10 protein-coding genes are annotated in these 16,796 nt (G+C 64.3%); 6 read left to right on the top strand and 4 right to left on the bottom strand.

Annotation, left to right across the window (positions count from 1 at the left end; translation table 11 throughout):
- Nucleotides 1-8 precede the first annotated feature (8 nt).
- Nucleotides 9-1,070, bottom strand: a complete 1,062-nt coding sequence (gene rfbB / locus HNS03_RS22560) for a dTDP-glucose 4,6-dehydratase (RefSeq protein ID WP_367198314.1) — start codon at nt 1,068-1,070, stop codon at nt 9-11.
- 398 nt (nt 1,071-1,468) lie between these two features.
- On the opposite strand from rfbB, the gene HNS03_RS22565 reads away from it, so the two are divergent.
- Nucleotides 1,469-2,869, top strand: coding sequence for a mannose-1-phosphate guanylyltransferase/mannose-6-phosphate isomerase (locus tag HNS03_RS22565; RefSeq protein WP_367198315.1), 1,401 nt, complete (start codon nt 1,469-1,471; stop codon nt 2,867-2,869).
- On the top strand, nt 2,866-4,131 hold the full coding sequence (locus HNS03_RS22570; protein WP_367198316.1) for a glycosyltransferase family 4 protein: 1,266 nt from the start codon (nt 2,866-2,868) through the stop codon (nt 4,129-4,131). Before HNS03_RS22565 ends, HNS03_RS22570 begins: the two co-directional genes overlap by 4 nt.
- A gap of 147 nt (nt 4,132-4,278) precedes the next feature.
- On the opposite strand, the gene HNS03_RS22575 is transcribed toward HNS03_RS22570, so the two are convergent.
- Nucleotides 4,279-6,051 carry an ABC transporter ATP-binding protein gene (locus HNS03_RS22575; RefSeq protein WP_367198317.1) on the bottom strand — a complete coding sequence of 591 codons (1,773 nt, stop codon included), beginning with the start codon at nt 6,049-6,051 and terminating at the stop codon, nt 4,279-4,281.
- Nucleotides 6,052-6,792: 741 nt separating this feature from the next.
- Here HNS03_RS22575 and HNS03_RS22580 point away from each other — a divergent pair.
- Complete coding sequence (locus HNS03_RS22580; RefSeq protein WP_367198318.1) at nt 6,793-10,470, top strand: glycosyltransferase; 3,678 nt, start codon at nt 6,793-6,795, stop codon at nt 10,468-10,470.
- 82 nt (nt 10,471-10,552) lie between these two features.
- Here the strand turns inward: HNS03_RS22580 and HNS03_RS22585 are convergent, their stop codons facing one another.
- Together HNS03_RS22585 and HNS03_RS22590 are read right to left on the bottom strand one after the other, a co-directional pair.
- Nucleotides 10,553-11,620, bottom strand: coding sequence for a glycosyltransferase (locus HNS03_RS22585; RefSeq protein ID WP_367198319.1), 1,068 nt, complete (start codon nt 11,618-11,620; stop codon nt 10,553-10,555).
- A 52-nt stretch (nt 11,621-11,672) separates the two neighbouring features.
- On the bottom strand, nt 11,673-12,374 hold the full coding sequence (locus HNS03_RS22590; RefSeq protein WP_367198320.1) for a sulfur transferase domain-containing protein: 702 nt from the start codon (nt 12,372-12,374) through the stop codon (nt 11,673-11,675).
- A gap of 172 nt (nt 12,375-12,546) precedes the next feature.
- On the opposite strand from HNS03_RS22590, the gene HNS03_RS22595 reads away from it, so the two are divergent.
- The 3 genes from HNS03_RS22595 (at nt 12,547) to metK (ending at nt 16,571) form a co-directional block, all read left to right on the top strand.
- A complete protein-coding gene (locus HNS03_RS22595) occupies nt 12,547-13,107 on the top strand; it encodes a GNAT family N-acetyltransferase (protein ID WP_367198321.1) in 561 nt (186 codons plus the stop codon).
- Nucleotides 13,104-14,579 (top strand): RimK family protein, encoded by a 1,476-nt coding sequence (locus HNS03_RS22600; RefSeq protein WP_367198322.1) that lies wholly within the window; start codon nt 13,104-13,106, stop codon nt 14,577-14,579. The genes HNS03_RS22595 and HNS03_RS22600 overlap by 4 nt, the downstream gene beginning before the upstream one ends.
- An 813-nt stretch (nt 14,580-15,392) precedes the next feature.
- Entirely contained in the window at nt 15,393-16,571 is a 1,179-nt protein-coding gene (metK, locus tag HNS03_RS22605; protein ID WP_367198323.1) for a methionine adenosyltransferase, read from the top strand.
- Nucleotides 16,572-16,796: the final 225 nt, after the last annotated feature.

A 16,796-nucleotide genomic window follows, 5' to 3' on the forward strand; every position in this document is an offset into this window, starting at 1 on the left:
GAAACGCTTTAGCTCGCAAGTCCCAGGCGTTCGCCGCGGTACACGCCGCTGCGGACTCGCTGCCACCAATCGCGATTGTCCAAATACCAGCGCACCGTCTTTTCAAGACCGCTGTCGAACGTCTCGGCAGGCTCCCATCCCAGCTCCGCCTTGATCTTCGAGGCATCGATCGCATAGCGCAGATCATGGCCGGGACGATCGGCAACGAACTCGATCAGCCGATCGCGTGCACCGATCGCCGGGTCGGGAACGATCTCGTCCAAAATCGCGCAGATGCGCCGCACGACATCGATATTCGTGCGCTCGCTGTTGCCGCCGATATTGTAGCTTTCTCCAATGACGCCTTGCTCGGCCGCCAGGATCAACGCCGCAGCATGATCGTCGACGAACAGCCAGTCCCGGACGTTCTCGCCCTTGCCGTAGACAGGAAGCGGCTTCCCTTCCAGCGCATTCAGGATGATCAGAGGAATGAGCTTTTCGGGGAAATGATAGGGGCCATAGTTGTTGGAGCAGTTCGTCACGATGGATGGCAGGCCATAGGTCTCCGCCCAGGCGCGGACGAAATGGTCCGACGCCGCCTTGGAGGCCGAATAGGGCGAGCGCGGCGCATAGGGCGTTGCTTCGGTGAAATGCCCGTCCGCGCCCAACGAGCCGAACACCTCGTCGGTGGAAATGTGATGGAAGCGGAACGTCTCCTGACGGGCCGAGGGTAAGCTCCGCCAATATTTCAACGCCTCGTCGAGCATCACGAACGTGCCGACCACATTGGTCTGAACGAACTCGCCCGGCCCGTCGATCGAGCGATCGACATGGCTCTCCGCCGCCAAATTCATGACGATGTCGGGCTGAAACTCCGCCAGGATCGACCGCACCCGAGGCGCATCCGCGATATCGGCCTGAACGAAGGAAAAGCGCGGATTGTCGGCGACGGGCGTAAGCGACTCCAGGTTGCCTGCATAGGTGAGCTTGTCCAGCACCAACACCTGATGCCCCGTCGCCTGAACCAGGCGCCGCACCACAGCCGATCCGATAAAGCCGGCCCCGCCGGTAACCAGGAAGCGTTTCGTCATCCCAGATGATCCCGCTCTGCGTACCCCAAGCCTGTCCCCGAAAGGACAGCGTCAATCGCCCGGTCGGGCCTGCCCGACAATGATTTTTCGCCGGAACGCAGCTCAAGCGCTCACCGATTGCCGTAAGCCGCGTTTGCGATATCAGAGGCCGAAGACCCAGGCAATTCGCACAGGCCGCCTCTTCGGCGTTGGCTACACGCGCAGCACTCGGCCTTCCAGCGAAATTTAAACGCCGACGAACTCGTGAGCGTCAGAGCAAATCGACCGATGGTGCGAATGCCATTACACGTGAGCAGCAAGCACAGGGCGGCGATTGGGCCGGCCCCACGGCCATTGACATCGCCCTGGTAAGGCAAGACTAAGGGGCGCTAATTTGGGCCCTGAAGAGGTTTTGAGGAATGGTGGTTCCAGTCATCCTGTGCGGCGGTTCCGGCACGCGGCTTTGGCCGCTTTCCCGCGCCGATCTGCCGAAGCAGCTTGCGCCGTTGTTCGGCGAGGAATCGCTGTTTCAGCACACCGTCCGCCGGGTCCAGGGACAGCCACTGTTCGAAGCGCCGCTGGTGCTTGCCTCGGCCGAAGGCCGCTTCATCATCCGCGAACAACTTCAGGATATCAGGAGCGAAGCCGCCATTGTCCTGGAGCCGGAACGCCGGGACACCCTCGCCGCCATCACGGCTTCTGCCGTAATCGCCCATCGGCAAAATCCCGACGCGGTGTTGCTGGTGATGCCGTCCGATCATCTGATCCCCGATCGCGCCGCCTTCGCCGAGGCTGCGCAGACTGCCGCGAACGCCGCCGCAAGCGGCGGAATCGTGACGCTCGGCATCAAGCCGACCTACCCCGCCTCCGCCTATGGCTATATCGCCCCGGACGGGGCCGGTCCGGAAGGGGCCCTGAAGATCGACCGCTTCCTGGAGAAGCCGACCGAAGAGGCCGCCGCCACGCTGATCGACGAAGGCTGTCTCTGGAATGCCGGCATGTTCTGCTTCGCCGCCAGCTATCTCCTGGACGAAGTCAAGCGCCTGGAGCCGGAGACCTTCGAGGCGGTGGTGGATGCCGTGGAAGGCGCCGAGGCCGACCTCGGCTTCACCATCCTGGGCAAGGACTTCGCGCGCGCCCGTGCCATCTCCTTCGACTATGCCGTCATGGAGCGGACCAAGACCGCCTATGTGGTGCCGGTCTCCTTCGACTGGTCCGATGTCGGCGACTGGAAAGCATTCTGGGAGGCCACCGACCAGGGCGAGCACGGCGTGACCACCGAGGGCGACGTGTTCGTCATGGATGCGAAGAACTCGATCGTTCGCGCGTCCGGCCGCTTGGTGTGCGCCGTCGGCGTGGAAAATCTCGCCATCATCGACACGCCGGACGCGGTGTTGGTGGCCGACCTGGAGCAGGCTCAGAAGGTCAAGCAGGTGGTCGGCACCCTGACCGCGCAGGGGCGCAGGGAAGCTTCCGAGCATGCCCGCGTCTACCGCCCCTGGGGCTGGTACCAGACCATGGACATCGGCGACCGCTTTCGGGTGAAGCGCATTGCCGTGAAGCCGGGCGCGAAGCTCTCGTTGCAAAAGCACTTCCACCGCGCCGAGCACTGGGTGGTCGTGCGCGGCACGGCGGAGGTTACCGTCGGCGAGGCGACCTCGATCCTGCGCGAAAACGAAAGCGTCTTCATCCCGATGGGCGAGGTCCACCGGCTGGCCAACCCAGGCAAGATCCCGGTGGAGATCATCGAGGTCCAGACCGGCGCGTACCTGGAAGAGGACGACATCGTCCGCATCCAGGACGATTTCGGACGGCAATGAAGCCGCTCTTTGTCGACGTTACCGAAGTCTGCCTGCTCAACCGCAAATCGGAAGAGCTGACCGGGGTTCAGCGGACCAGCCTGGAGCTCGCCTTTGAGCTTGTCACGGCCGGACGGGCGACCGTCGTCGTCCTGAACCCGTTGAACGGTCGCTTCCGCACGGTTGCTCCCTGGGCGTTCGAGCTCGCCCATCTCTACGCCACCGAAACCGCCAAGGAACGCCTGGGCGAGCTGCCGAAGCTGCGCACGCTCGGCAAATATACCGGACTGAAGCGAACGCTCTACAGCGTCGAACAAGCCATCTTGGAGACGATCCACGGACTCTCGCCGAACTTTGGTTCGGCGGTGGGCGATCCGATGGATCTTAGCGGCGGAGCCCTCCTGACCGCCGCCAATTTCGAGACCGCCCGCCGGGTGGGGCTTAGGGCCAAGGCGCTACATCCGAGCGTGACGGTCACCGCCGTGCTCCACGATGTCATTCCGCTGGTCGGCCTGGCGGGCGAGGCGACCGGCTTCACCCGCGCTTTTCAGGAGGCCTATCGCGCCCTCGGACAGGCCGGCATCCGCTTCGTGGCAAACTCAGAGCACACCCGCCAGGACGCGCTTGCTCAGATCGAAGCCGGCCGGCTCGACCCGAGCGCACGCCCGGAGCAAGCCGTCCTGCTCGCCCACGAGTTCCGGACCGCGAGCTCCACCGCCATCCCCGAAGCCCAAGCCGAGGCCCCCTACTTTCTGCTGGTGGGCACGCCCGCCGGCCGCAAGAACGCCAAGCTGGTATTGGAAGCCTACGCGCGCTTGATCGAGCGCGGCCTCGCTGACCGGCTGCCCGCCCTCCTCTTTGCCGGCCGGGTCGGCTCGGACCCCGATCGCCTCGTCGCAAATCTGGGCGGGGCGGCCACGGTCGCGCCGTTCGTCCGCCTGGTCGATCAGCCGCGCCACGGTGCGCTCGAAATGCTCTACCGAAACGCCGAGGCGCTGCTGTTTCCCAGCCTCTACGAAGGCTTCGGGCTGCCGGTCGGCGAAGCCCTCTGGCTCGGCACGCCGGTGCTCGCCTCCAACGCCACCTCGATCCCCGAGGTTGGCGGCGATCTGGCGCTCTATTTCGACCCCAAAGATGCCGAAACGCTCGCCGACTTGATCGAGGCGATGGTGAGCGATCCCGGCCGCCTTGCCGAGCGGCGTGCCGCAATCGCCACAGGCCACGACCGGCTGCGAAGCTGGCGGCAAGTGGCTGACGAGCTCGCCGACGTCGCCCTGGCTTGACCTCCCGACAGCCGCTCTGCTTTTCACGGTTAGAGCCATTTTCGCTCGCAAACGAAAAGAGGCGCGAGACGGCTTCTGCCGGCTCACGCCTCCAACAGAGTTCGCGGCAATGAAGGGAAAGCCCGCTCCCTCCCTCGCGGAGACGCCCTATTCGGCCGCCTCGCCCATCTCGAACTGCAGCGTCACGATGCGCTTGTAGTAGTCGTTGCGGGCGACGAGCTCCTCGTGTCGGCCAAGATCGGTGACGTGGCCGCCGTCGACCAGCGCGATCCGATCGGCCTCCTTCACGGTGGAGAGCCGATGCGCGATCACGATGATCGTTTTCTTGCTCGCCTGCGACCGGACATAGTCCTTGATGAGCTGCTCGTTGTCGGCGTCGAGCGCCGAAGTCACCTCGTCCAGCAGCAAAATCGGCGCGTCGCGAATGATCGCGCGGGCCATGTTGAGGCGCTGAGCCTGGCCGCCTGAGATCAGCGTGCCGAGCTCGCCGACATCGGTGTCATAGCCATCCTGCAGACCGGAGATGAAGTCGTGAAGGCCGACCAGACGGCAGGCTTCCTCGATCCGCTCCTGGGGAATGCCCGGCGTTTTGAGTGCGAGGTTGTCGCGCACCGTGCCGGAGAAAATGAAGTTCGACTGACCGACGAAGGCGATCGCGTCGCGCAGTTCGCCGGTATTGATCTCGTTGATGTCCTGACCGAACACGCGAACCGTGCCCGACTCCGGCGGGTAGAACTTCAACAACAGCTTGAAGAGTGTGGACTTGCCGGCACCCGAGGGACCGACCAGCGCCAGCATCTCACCGCGCTTGATATCCAGATTGAGGCCATCGAGCACCAAGCCACCGTCGCCGTAGCGGAATCGGACGTCGTCGAACGAGATCGCCGGGGCCGGTGCGGGAAGGCCTTCCACCTGCTCCTCCGTTTCGGGCGACGGAGGCGGCAGCATCTTCTGGCTGCCGGTATTTTCGAACTCGTGGTCGTTCAGGAGGTTGTAGACCATCTCGACAGCCATCAGGGCCGTACGGATCTGCACCCGAAGCTGGCTCAGCCGCCGCGCCGGATCGGCCGCGAGCAGAAGCGCCGTCAGGAACGACATGAAGGTGCCGGGGTCGTAGGCGCCGATCGACAGGCGATAACCGGCATAGAGGATCGCAACACCGACGGCGATACCGCCCACCGTATCGAGCAGCGGCAAAGGCGCGGCATTGAGCGCGGCGATCTTGTCTTTGCGGAAGCGGAGCCCCTCGATGATATCGGCCGTCTCCTCCTGGAGCGGCTTTTCGAGCCGGAACGCCTTGATGACGGTGATGCCCTGAACCGTCTCGCGGATCTGCCGGTTGAGGAACTGGTAGCCCGCCAGCTCCTGCCCGACGAGCGTGCGGATTTGCTTGAGCAGATGGCTTACGCCATAGAACACGATCGGCGCGACGATGAAGGAGCTGATCGTCAGGTACGGATCCTGAAACAGCATCACGCCAAGCAGAGCGATCAGCGTGGCGACGTCGCGAAGGCCGTTCACCAGCACCCGGTTCAGGATCGAGTTGAAGCCGTCGGCGCCCTGGTTGAAGCGCATGATCAGATCGTCGGTGCCATAGCGCGAGAAGAAGGAAACTTTCTGGCGCATGATGTGGTCGAACATCCGGTTCTGAATGTCCGCCACCATGGCGTTCGAGATCTGATTGGAGAGCACGTTCTGTCCGTAGAGCGCCGCGCCGCGCGCCAGGAAGATGATCACGATCGCAAAAAACAGCGGCAGGATCAGCGGCGTGCTCTGCTTCACGAACACCGCCTGCACCACGTCCTTCACCATCCAGGCGATGCCGGCCGTCGTGCCGGACACCATGCCGATCAGAACGAAAATGATGACGTATTTCTTCCAGAAAAAGCGAAAATACTGGCGGAAGATGTCCAGAAACATGCTCGAGTCGCCCGTCGTGGGCAGCTTGAGAGCCCGCGAAAGCCACTTGGGGACGCGACTGGAACGCGTGCTGTCGGATGCCATGTCTGAACCTTCAACCTGTACAAGTAGAGAGCGGCCAGCCGACCTGTCGCTCTGTTGGGCAGCCCGCTGGGGACTGTTGCCCGATCCACGCTGTGCGGCGCCGGCGCTCGGCGGCAGAGCGCGGCCATTTTCGTCGCAGGGCGCACCTTTTGTCGGATAGGCGCCGGCGCCCGACTAGAACCTGGAACGCCCGCCGTCAAGCCAGATCGCGTCCGGGTCCATCCTTCGAAGCTCGTGACGGCGAAGCACCGACAGCTTTGCCGGTGGACTCGGCCTCAAATATGCTCCACCTAGATCCGCTCCGATTCCCGACCGGGCGCAGGTTTCGCATCCTCGGCGATTTTCCCTTCAAGAGCGCCAAGTAACGCTGGAACCAACCTAGATAATTCACCCGATGGCACGCTTGATCCCGTTCAAAGATATCCGCGACCGCCTCAAAAGTCTCGACAAGCGCAAACGGAAATATCTTTCCACGAAAGCCATCTTGTCGGTCCGCGGCATCTTGCCTTCCAAATTCCGGCGAAAGATGGAGCGACGCCTCGAAAAGTACGGGCCGAACACGGGCTCCGCCGACGGCGGCGATCGTGTGATCCGAAATGCCCGGATTTCGTCGCTCGTCCAAGACATGCGCCGCCTGGCCGCCGAAGGAACCGATTGATGCATATCGTCATCGATCTCCAGGGCGCACAATGCGAAAGCCGGTATCGCGGCATTGGACGCTACGCGCTGTCGCTCGCCGTCGCCATCGCGAAGAACCGCGGCGACCACAGGGTTACGATCGCCCTCAACTCGATTTTTCCCGCCTCGATCGATGCCATCAAGGCCGAGTTCGACGGCATTCTGCCGCCCTCCGACATCCGCGTCTGGCGCGGTATCGCGCACGTCCATAGCCGCGATCCGAACAATCGGTGGCGGCGCGAAGCGGCCGAGCAGGTGTTCGAGACCTTCCTTACCGATCTCGCGCCGGACGTGGTTCTGGTTCTCAGCCTGTTCGAGGGCTTCGCCGACGATGTGGTGACCACCGTCCCGCAAACGTCCGCGTTTTCGACGGCCGTCCTCCTGCACGATCTGATTCCGCTGATTTACAAGGAGAGCTACCTCACCGATCCGCTGCGATCGGAATGGTACTATCGCAAGCTCGCTCAGCTTCGCCGCGCCGACTTCCTGTTGTCCAACTCCGCCTCCAGCGCCCAAGAGGCGGTGGACCATCTCGGTTACCGGGAGGCACGGATCGTCAATGTCTCCGGTGCCGTCGATACACGCTTTCATCCGCGCGAAATTTCTCCGGCGGAGCGCCAACGCATCGGCCAAGCCTATGGGATCACCCGATCCTTCGTATTCTCCGCGCCCGGCGGCTTCGATCAGCACAAAAATGTCGGCGGTCTGATCGAAGCCTGGTCCAAGCTGCCGAACGCGGTGCGGTCCGCGCATCAGCTCGTGCTCGGCAGCCGGATCATGCCGACGACCGAACGGCGCTTTTCCAAACGCTGCCGCAAGCTTGGCCTGCGCGCCGGCGAGATCGTGTTCACCGGTTACCTGCCCGATAACGATCTGGTCGCGCTTTATGCCATGGCCAAGCTGTGCGTGTTCCCTTCCCAGCATGAAGGCTTCGGCCTGCCCGCCCTCGAGGCGATGGCGTGTGGCACGCCGACAATCGGCGGCAACCGATCCGCTGTGCCGGAAGTGCTCGGACACCCCGACGCCCTGTTCGACCCGATGTCGAGCGCCTCGATCGCAGCCAAGATCGGCGACCTGCTGCAAGATAGCAGCCGCCTCGACACACTGCGCCAGCATGCGCTCAAACAGGCGGCCCGCTTCTCATGGGACCACTCGGCGACGACGGCGATTGCCGCGATGGAACGCCTCGGCGGTCCCCGGCCAACCACCCTGCCCGTCGTCCGCCCGCAGCGGCTCGCAGTTGTCTTGCCCGACGCCAGCCTGCGCAGCGGCGCCGGCCATCGCCTGCGGGCATTCCTGCCTGCGCTTTCCAGGCGCTACCTGATCGACCTTGTGGACGCGAGCGGCGAGATCGACCCGAACACGCTCCAAGACGACATCTCGCGCTGCGATCTCCGAACGTTCCGCGCCCGCGCCGACGACTACGACCAGATCCTCTATTGTCTCGGTGGTGGTCTAGGCTCCGCCACGGTCGCCGATCTTGCCCGGAAAATCCCAGGAGCGGTGCTTCTGACCGACCTGGACCCGTCCGATCGCTTGGAGCGGACGCCCGCTTTGGAAGAGCGTGTTGAGCTGATCCGCTATTGCCGCGGCTATGTGGATTTTGCCAGCACTGGTTCAGATCCGGCCACGGTTCAGCCCGGCGGCCCCCTGGTGCAGGACGCGCTGGCCGAAGCCGTCGCGGTGTTTGCCGGCAGCGAGGCCCTGAAAGCAGCTGCCGCCGAAGCCGGGCTTGCCGGGGCAGAAGGCTGGCCGGTCATTGCGTTCCGCCACCAGCCTGCGCTGGGGCCGTCGATGCCTCGGGAGACAGCGCGTGAGCAGCTCGGCCTGAGCGACGATGAGCGGGCGATTGCGGTCTGCTGCGATCCGCTCTCCAGCCAAGCCGCCATCGACGGACTCATCCGGCTCGAAGACGACGCGCAGGCGGAAGGGCTTGCGCCGCACTATCTCGTGCTGGCATCGGGATCGTCCGCGGACCGTAGCCGCCTCGCCCGCACGATTGCGAACGCCGGTGGCCTCGCCGCCGATCGAGTCACTGTGCTTTCGCCGGCCCATGCGCAAAGTTTCGCAGCCGTTTGCGCAGCAGCCGATTGCGCCGTCGCCAGCGGCGGCGCGGTCGAAGCCGGCGAATCCGGTCTGGTCTTGGATCTCGCGGACGCGGGACTTGCCGTTGTCCTTCTTTCGGACCACGCACCCGCCGGCTCGATTTCCGCGGCGCTCGCTGGCACTGCACAGCCTTCCAGCCGCTTGGAACCATCTCCGACGCTGGATGCCCCGTCCGACGATCGCAGCCTGCCGCCAGCGCTCGCCGACGCGCTGGATCGTGCCTATGGTACCAGGCAACACCATCGTCTTCGCCGCGACGCCGTGGCCAAGATCGCCGCGCTCGGACCTCCTCCCGTTCACGATCCGAAACATCTGGAAGCTGTGAAGGACGACTGGTTCAAGGCGGCCCAATCGGTCGCTCTCAGCCTGCCGCCACGCAACGCGCCACGCCAGCTCTTGGTCGACGTCTCCGAACTGCTCCAGCGCGACGCCCGCACCGGCGTGCAACGGGTCACGCGTAGCGTTCTGAGGGAGTGGCTGGAGCATCCCCCTGCGGGCTTCCAAGTGCAGCCCGTCTACGCCACTCCGGACCAGAACTACCGGTACGCCACGCGCTTTACCCTCAATTTCCTCGGTTACGGCATCGTCGACGTCCCCGATTCGGAGGTCGATTTCAGCCCAGGTGACATCTTCTGCTTCCTGGATCTGCAGCACCACGTCGCGCTCAGCCATCGAGACTATTTCCAACTGCTGCGCAGCCATGGGGTGCGCGTGCACTATGTCGTGCACGATCTGCTGCCGATCCTGCTGGAGGGTATCTTCCCGCAGTCGATGAAAGCCCTCCACGAGGATTGGCTTGCCGCTGTCGCTGAATCCGACGGCGCATTCTGCGTTTCGCGCGCGGTCGCGAACGAGCTGGCCGATTGGATCCGCGACGCCGGCCTCGTCGACCGGCACCCATTCCATATCGGCTGGTTCCACCACGGCGCGGATTTCTCCGGGCTTCAGGCCTGGACCGGGCTTCCCGCCGACGCCAATGCCGTGCTCGGCGCCCTGGCGGAGCGCCCCACGTTCCTGATGGTCGGCACCATCGAACCGCGAAAAGGTCACGCCCAGACCCTCGATGCCTTCGAAGCTCTGTGGGCACGCGGGATTGACGTCAATCTCGCCATTGTCGGCAAGAAAGGCTGGCTGGTCGACGATCTGGTCAAGCGGATGGAACGACACCCGGAGCGTGGGAAACGGCTGTTCTGGCTGAGCGGCGTCAGCGACGAATATCTGGAGCGGATCTACGACACCAGCGTCTGCCTGCTTGCCGCCTCGCGGGGCGAAGGCTTCGGACTGCCGCTGATTGAATCGGCCCACTACAAGCTGCCGATTCTGGCGCGCGATCTGCCCGTGTTCCGGGAGGTCGCAGGCGATCACGCGAGTTTCTTCACCGCCTCCGACGGCAAGGAGTTGGCGGTCGCTGTGGAGAACTGGCTGCAGCTCTACCGCAAAGGCGAGCATCCGCGTTCCGATGCCATGCCCTATCTCACCTGGTCGGAAACGGCAGCCAGGCTCGCCCGGGCCGTCATCAACGACGAATACCTGATCGAGCTCAAAATCTAGCGAGCGGGACGCAGGCGGTCGGAAAGCCGATTCCCGGTTGCCCTGAAAACGCTCTGAGGCAAGAGAAAGCCTTTTCCGGCGCTCACGCCAGAGGCTCGGTCGGCCACTCGTAAAATTCCGAGTAGCCGTCGGCGAACAGCGCCTCCAGCAGATAGCGGGCAACGCGCCAGTTCGGCGTGCGTTCGCGCGCCAGCCGCCAACCGATTTCGGCCCGCCTGCGGCGCTCCGCATCGTCGCGCCAAAGTCGCGCCATCGCCTCGGCCAGATCTTCCCGCCCTTGGAACGTGATCGCACCGTCTTCCAGCAGATCCTCGAACTGCGCCGGGGCATGGGTGAAGGTCGCCGACCCAATCCCTAGGAGCTGGCCGATCCGATCGGAGGCATAGTAGCGCAGCGACGGCACACGGTCGTCGATCGGCAGGCAGGGCGACATCGCCCCCTTTGCCAGCGTCTCGTAAAATTCCAGGCTGCGGAGCTGAACGCCCGTCGCCGCCCGCCCGCCGATCTCGAAGCGAAAGCCTTCGGGCAAATGGCTCTTCAGATAGTCGAGCTGGGCCGCCCGACCGAGCCGACCCGTGCCGAGAAACACGCCATCCCAGGCGAGATCTGCCGCTCGCACCTCAAACACGCGCCCCGTCTCGACGGCCGGATCGACCATCGTTGCGGGAAGATAGGAGATCGAGCCCGGCCGTTCGACGATTTCCGCAAGCGCGTCGCTGCCGGCGGAGGTGATGAACCCCATGTCCGCGAGTGCCGCCTGCCTCGCGAAGGAAGCAACGGCGGCTTTGTTGACCTGAGGATCGTCGACGCAAAAACGCGCAATCCGCACCCCGGGTGCGCGCTCGCGGATCGCCGCAAAGACCTCCGGCCCGGTCAAATCGGCGTGGCCCATCAAGACGACGTGCGGCCGAAAATGCGTCACCGTTTCCAGAAAGCGCTTGTGCATGCGCCCGACGCCCCAGCGCTTGCCGGGAAGCGGCGCCAGTTCGCGGGCGGTGTCGCGGTCGGAGAAGCCGAGCACGAGATGGCCGAGCCGGATCAGCCCGCGATAAAGCTTTTGCTCGACATTGTAGTAGAAGGTCTGCCGCCGGCGCCGATCGAAATTGGCGAACACCAGGATGCGCAACGGCTCGTCGGTCGCAATCACCATGCCGGCTGCGCCCTCTTCCCCACCCGCCGAGCGGCCGCGTTCCGCGCCGATCTCATTCCCGGCGCAGGATCTTGTCGGTCAGCACATCCGCCCAGTAGTTGGAGCGGAACTCGTGCAGCAGCGCCTCGCGATCGTAGCGGGTGTCGATCCATTCCAGGAATGACAGCCCCTGCGCCTCGCCCTCCCTCTTGAAACGCTTCAGGAAGGCATCCAGCACGCCGGTCTTGGCAAAGCTGAAATGGCCGAAGCGCCAGTTGAGCTGACGGATGGCGGCGTCGGCGTTGCCCCCCTTGCGCAGAAGCACATAGAGCGCTGAGCCCATGCCGGCCCGGTCCGCGCCGGATTTGCAATGCATCAGCGCCGGATATTCGATCTGCTCGAATAGGTCCTTGGCGAAGTGCACCGCCTCCCGCGACGGCGGCTCGCGCGAAAACAGCGGCAGGTTGACCAGGTTCAGGCCCTTACTTTCGCAGGTCTCGCGCATCAGCGGCCAGGCGCCGAAATTGGACGAGTGGCGCAGCGAGATGATCGTACGCACCCCCCGCCGGCGCGCCCAGCGAATGTCTGAGGGGATCGGCTGAGACGAACGCCACAGCTCCTCGCTCACCCGATGGCGATTGCGATAAATGAGCCGGAAGACGCCATGGTCCTTGATGAGCGTGCTGCCCCAAGCGGCAAAGCGGTCGCTGGACGTGCCGAGGGGACGCTCCCACCGTCCGAGGTCTTGATCGTCGTTGGCCATGAATCCTGTCATCTTCCGCGTCGCCTGCCGAACCGGCGGCTGCGCCGTGGCGGTCTCATTATCCCAGCCGACCCCGCACTGCAATTTTCTTGAGGCCTCGATATGGTGCGCCGAGCGCGCAACCCCAAATCATTGACTGCGGCCGCAATTTCTCCCGCTCGGCCTTCTAACGGGTCTTTTTGCGATGACCTCCCCCCTCTCCGACCCCGCTGCACCGATCACCCCGCCAAGCGTCACGATCCGAAGGGCCGGCATCGCGGATCTGCCCGCTCTGGAAACGCTTGAGCAGGCAAGCTTCGCCAGCGACCGGTTGTCGCGACGCAGCCTGCGCACGCTGATCGCGCGCCCGAGCGCGAGCGTTTTGGTCGCGGAGACCGCACAAGGACTCGCCGGCTCGGTCTTGGTTCTTTTCCGCCGCAACACCCGCGCCGGACGGGTCTATTCCCTCGCCGTGCGTCCCGAAGCGCGCGGCGCCGGCATCGCGGCGATGCTGATGGCGGCCGCCGAACGCGAAGCCGCCAGCCGGGGCGCGGAGGTCATCCGACTGGAAGTACGCGCCGACAATCCGCCCGCGATCGCGCTTTATCGCAAACTCGGCTATCGCCAGATCGGCCATCGTAAGGCCTACTATCAAGATGGCGAGGATGCCCTGCGATTCGGCAAGTCGCTCGTCTGCGAACGTCCGGTTCGGCCGGGCGTTTTCCGTCACAAACGCCGACCGCACCGGCCGGGAGAGGCTTCTTGAGCGACTGGGTCATCCTCATCGACCAGTATCGCGACTTCGATCAGGCCGAGACCATCCATAAGGTGCTCGCGGTCCGCGACTACATTGCGCGTCCCCAGATTTTCGAGGGCCGCCGGCCGATTCTGGTCAACCTGTCGCGCAGCTACGCCTATCAGAGCGCGGGCTACTACGCCTCGCTTCTGGCCGAGGCGCGCGGGCATCGGGTGCTGCCGACCGTGCACACCATGATCGAGCTGTCGCGCAAGGCGCTCTATCGCGCCAGCCTACCGGAACTCGAAGACGCCTTGAACCGCGAACTCAACCGGATGCGCGAACCGCCGGAGCGCCCGTTTCGCCTGCTGGTCGGGTTCGGCCTGCCGGATCGTCCGGGATTCGAGCGCTTTGCTGCACTTCTGTTCGACTGGTACCGGGCGCCCCTGATCGAAGTCAGCGTCGGCGCCGGTCCCTGGGCTCAGATCACGCGCCTGCGCACGCCGCCTATCCACAGCCTGAACGCAGCAGACCGGCCATTTTTGACGAGCTGCCTTGAACGGCACACGCGTCGACGCTGGCGCAATCCGAAGGCGCGCCGGCCCGCACGCTACACGCTTGCCGTCCTCCAAAACCCGCGCGAGGCTCTGCCCCCCTCCAGCCGGCGCTCGCTGGAACAGCTCGCCAGCGTCGCGGAGCGCATGGCGATCGCGGTCGAACCCATCCAGAAGTCGGACCTCCACCGTCTCGCCGAATACGACGCGCTCTTCATCCGCGAAACGACCTCGATCGACAACCACACCTACCGGTTCGCCCGCCGGGCGGAGCAGGAAGGCATGCCGGTGATCGACGATCCGACGTCGATGATCCGCTGCACCAACAAGATCTACCTCAAGGAGCTCCTGGAAGCCCACAAGGTGCCGATCCCGGACAGCCGCGTCATCGCCAGCGTGGCGGACGCCACCCGGGTCTCCGAACTCCTGGGATTGCCGCTCGTGCTGAAGGTGCCGGACGGATCGTTCAGCCGCGGTGTACACAAGGTGCACACGCAGGCGGAGCTACGCACGCTGGCGACGGCGCTCCTGGAGGAGACCGATCTGCTACTCGCCCAGGAGTTCATGCCCACCGCGTTCGACTGGCGGGTGGGGATCCTGGGCGGCCAGGCGTTGTTTGCCTGCCAGTATCTGATGGCCAAGAACCATTGGCAGATCATCAAGCACGAGGACGGCAAGGCCGCTCGCGAAGGCGGGTTCAAGACCTTCGCCGTGGAAGATGCGCCGCCCGAGGTGATCGACATTGCGCTGCGCGCCGCAGCCCCGATAGGCGATGGGCTCTACGGGGTCGACATCAAGGTCGGACCGAAAGGGCCGGTGGTCATCGAGATCAACGACAATCCCAACCTCGACACCGACGTGGAAGGCCAGGTTTTGCGCGATCGCTTGTGGCGCTCGGTGCTGGAATGGTTCCTCGCCCGCCTGGATGCCCAGCGCGGCCCCAGATAAGCCTCCGCGCAAAAACTGGGTCCGGTTGACGCGAGAACCGGAGCGACAGGAACAGAGGCCGAAAGTGCCGGAATGCGCGCACTTGCGTGCTGTCCGTCGCGCTCACGCGGTGGCGGCGAATCGCTCTAAAGCGTTTTCCAGGCCGAGTGGAAACCGCTTGGCCGTTCGGAAACATGTCGAAACAATAACTTAGGCTCGCTCCGTGAGTCCGAGAAAAGCGGAACGGGTCTAGCTTCCTGAATTCGACGCATGGTTGGACGGCGGCGGATCTAAAAAACCATTTTTTTTTTGGAACCCAATCGCCGACGAACCATTCCCCCTTACATGCGGAGTTGTATCCAACGCACCGACCGTCCCTAAGGGCCGTTCGGACCAACCCGTTGGATGCGGAGCGAAGGGGGGACGAAAAACACTTCAGAAGGCTGGGAATTCTGCAGGCTGACGGGCCCATCGGGCAGCCGGGAGCACCTGGATAGCCGACCTGTATACCACAAGAATAATTGAATTGGTAGGTTCAGAATTCAGCAGATATCCCTATTTTAACCGCGACGCTTGCTCAGTTCCGCCAACGTGGAATTCGGGGCGCGGAATGTTCTCAGCGCGCTGTGGCACAGCTACGGCCAACACCCGCCGGGCAAGTGGAAACCTTATAAGGCACAATCGTGCCGCGGTAACTGGGGGCCTGTGCGAGCAGCGGCGCTCTATTACGCCCAAGCGACACCAGACATCACGATGGTGACTGGTGGCGCCGTCTATTTTGCCTGACACAATCCGCCTCACCGCGGCCGACAGACCAAAGGAAAAGGACGACTGATGTCACGCAATTTCATTTTCACCTCGGAGTCGGTCGGCGCCGGGCACCCGGACAAGGTCGCAGACAACGTCTCCGATGCGGTGCTCGACGCCTGCCTGGCGCAGGATCCGAACTCGCGCGTCGCATGCGAAACGCTGGTGAACACGGGTCTGGTTGTCCTGTCGGGTGAGATCACCACCAAGGCGCAGATCGACTACACCGACATCGCCCGCGATACGATCCGCGACATCGGCTACGACGACCCGCGTTACGGCTTCGACGGCAACTCCTGCGCCGTGCTCGTGGCCATGGACAAGCAGTCCCCCGACATCGCTCAGGGCGTCGACGAGGGTGCCGGTCTCGACCTCGAGCAGGGCGCGGGCGACCAGGGCCTGATGTTCGGCTTTGCCTGCCGCGAGACCGAGCAGCTCATGCCGCTCCCGATTCAGCTCGCCCATCGCCTCACCGCCAAGCAGGCCGAGGTGCGCAAGGCCGGCAAGCTGCCGTGGCTGCGTCCGGACGTGAAGAGCCAGGTCTCGGTGGCGTACGAGAACGACAAGCCGACCCATGTCGACACCATCGTGCTGTCGACCCAGCACGACGAAGAGATCTCCTACGAGGATCTCAAGGCAGCGGTCATCGAAGAGATCGTGATGCCCGAGGTGAAGAGCTTCGGCGTCAACCAGGACATCAAGTTCCACATCAACCCGACCGGTCGCTTCGTGATCGGTGGTCCCGTGGGCGACTGCGGCCTGACCGGCCGTAAGATCATCGTCGACACCTATGGCGGCATGGGCCGTCACGGCGGCGGCGCGTTCTCCGGTAAGGACCCGACGAAGGTCGACCGCTCGGCCGCCTACGCGGCCCGCTACGTGGCGAAGAACATCGTCGCCGCCGGCCTGGCCGACACCTGTGAAGTCCAGATCGCGTACGCCATCGGCGTCGCGCGTCCGGTCTCGGTGAACATCAACACCTTCGGCACCGGCAAGACCGGTGAGGACCGGATCGCCGCGCTCGTGCGCGAGCACTTCGATCTGCGTCCGAAGGGCATCGTCCAGATGCTGGACCTGCTGCGTCCGATCTATCGCCCGACGGCCGCCAACGGCCACTTCGGTCGCCCGGAGGACAGCTTCTCCTGGGAGAAGACCGACAAAGCCGAGGCGCTGGCCGCCGACGCCGGCGTCAAGATCGCTTCCTAGGGAGTTTGCGGCCCCGGATGGAACCCTCCTTCCGGGGCCGCCCATTTCCGGCAGCCTGCCGGATCGTCTGCGCCAGGCGTCTCGGCCGGCCCAGACATTTGCCAGTGCCGCGCCGATTGTCGGCGCACCCGCGCTGCCGGAGCGAAACAAGAACAATCGCCAACGTGCTGCGCAGCCCCCTGCGCAGCACATTCTAAAACGTCCGCCCGTCAGCGATTTGGCGTC

Origin of the sequence: Amorphus sp. 3PC139-8 (genome assembly GCF_040750475.1) — a bacterium.
In the GTDB taxonomy this organism is placed as follows: Bacteria; Pseudomonadota; Alphaproteobacteria; order Rhizobiales; family Amorphaceae; genus Amorphus.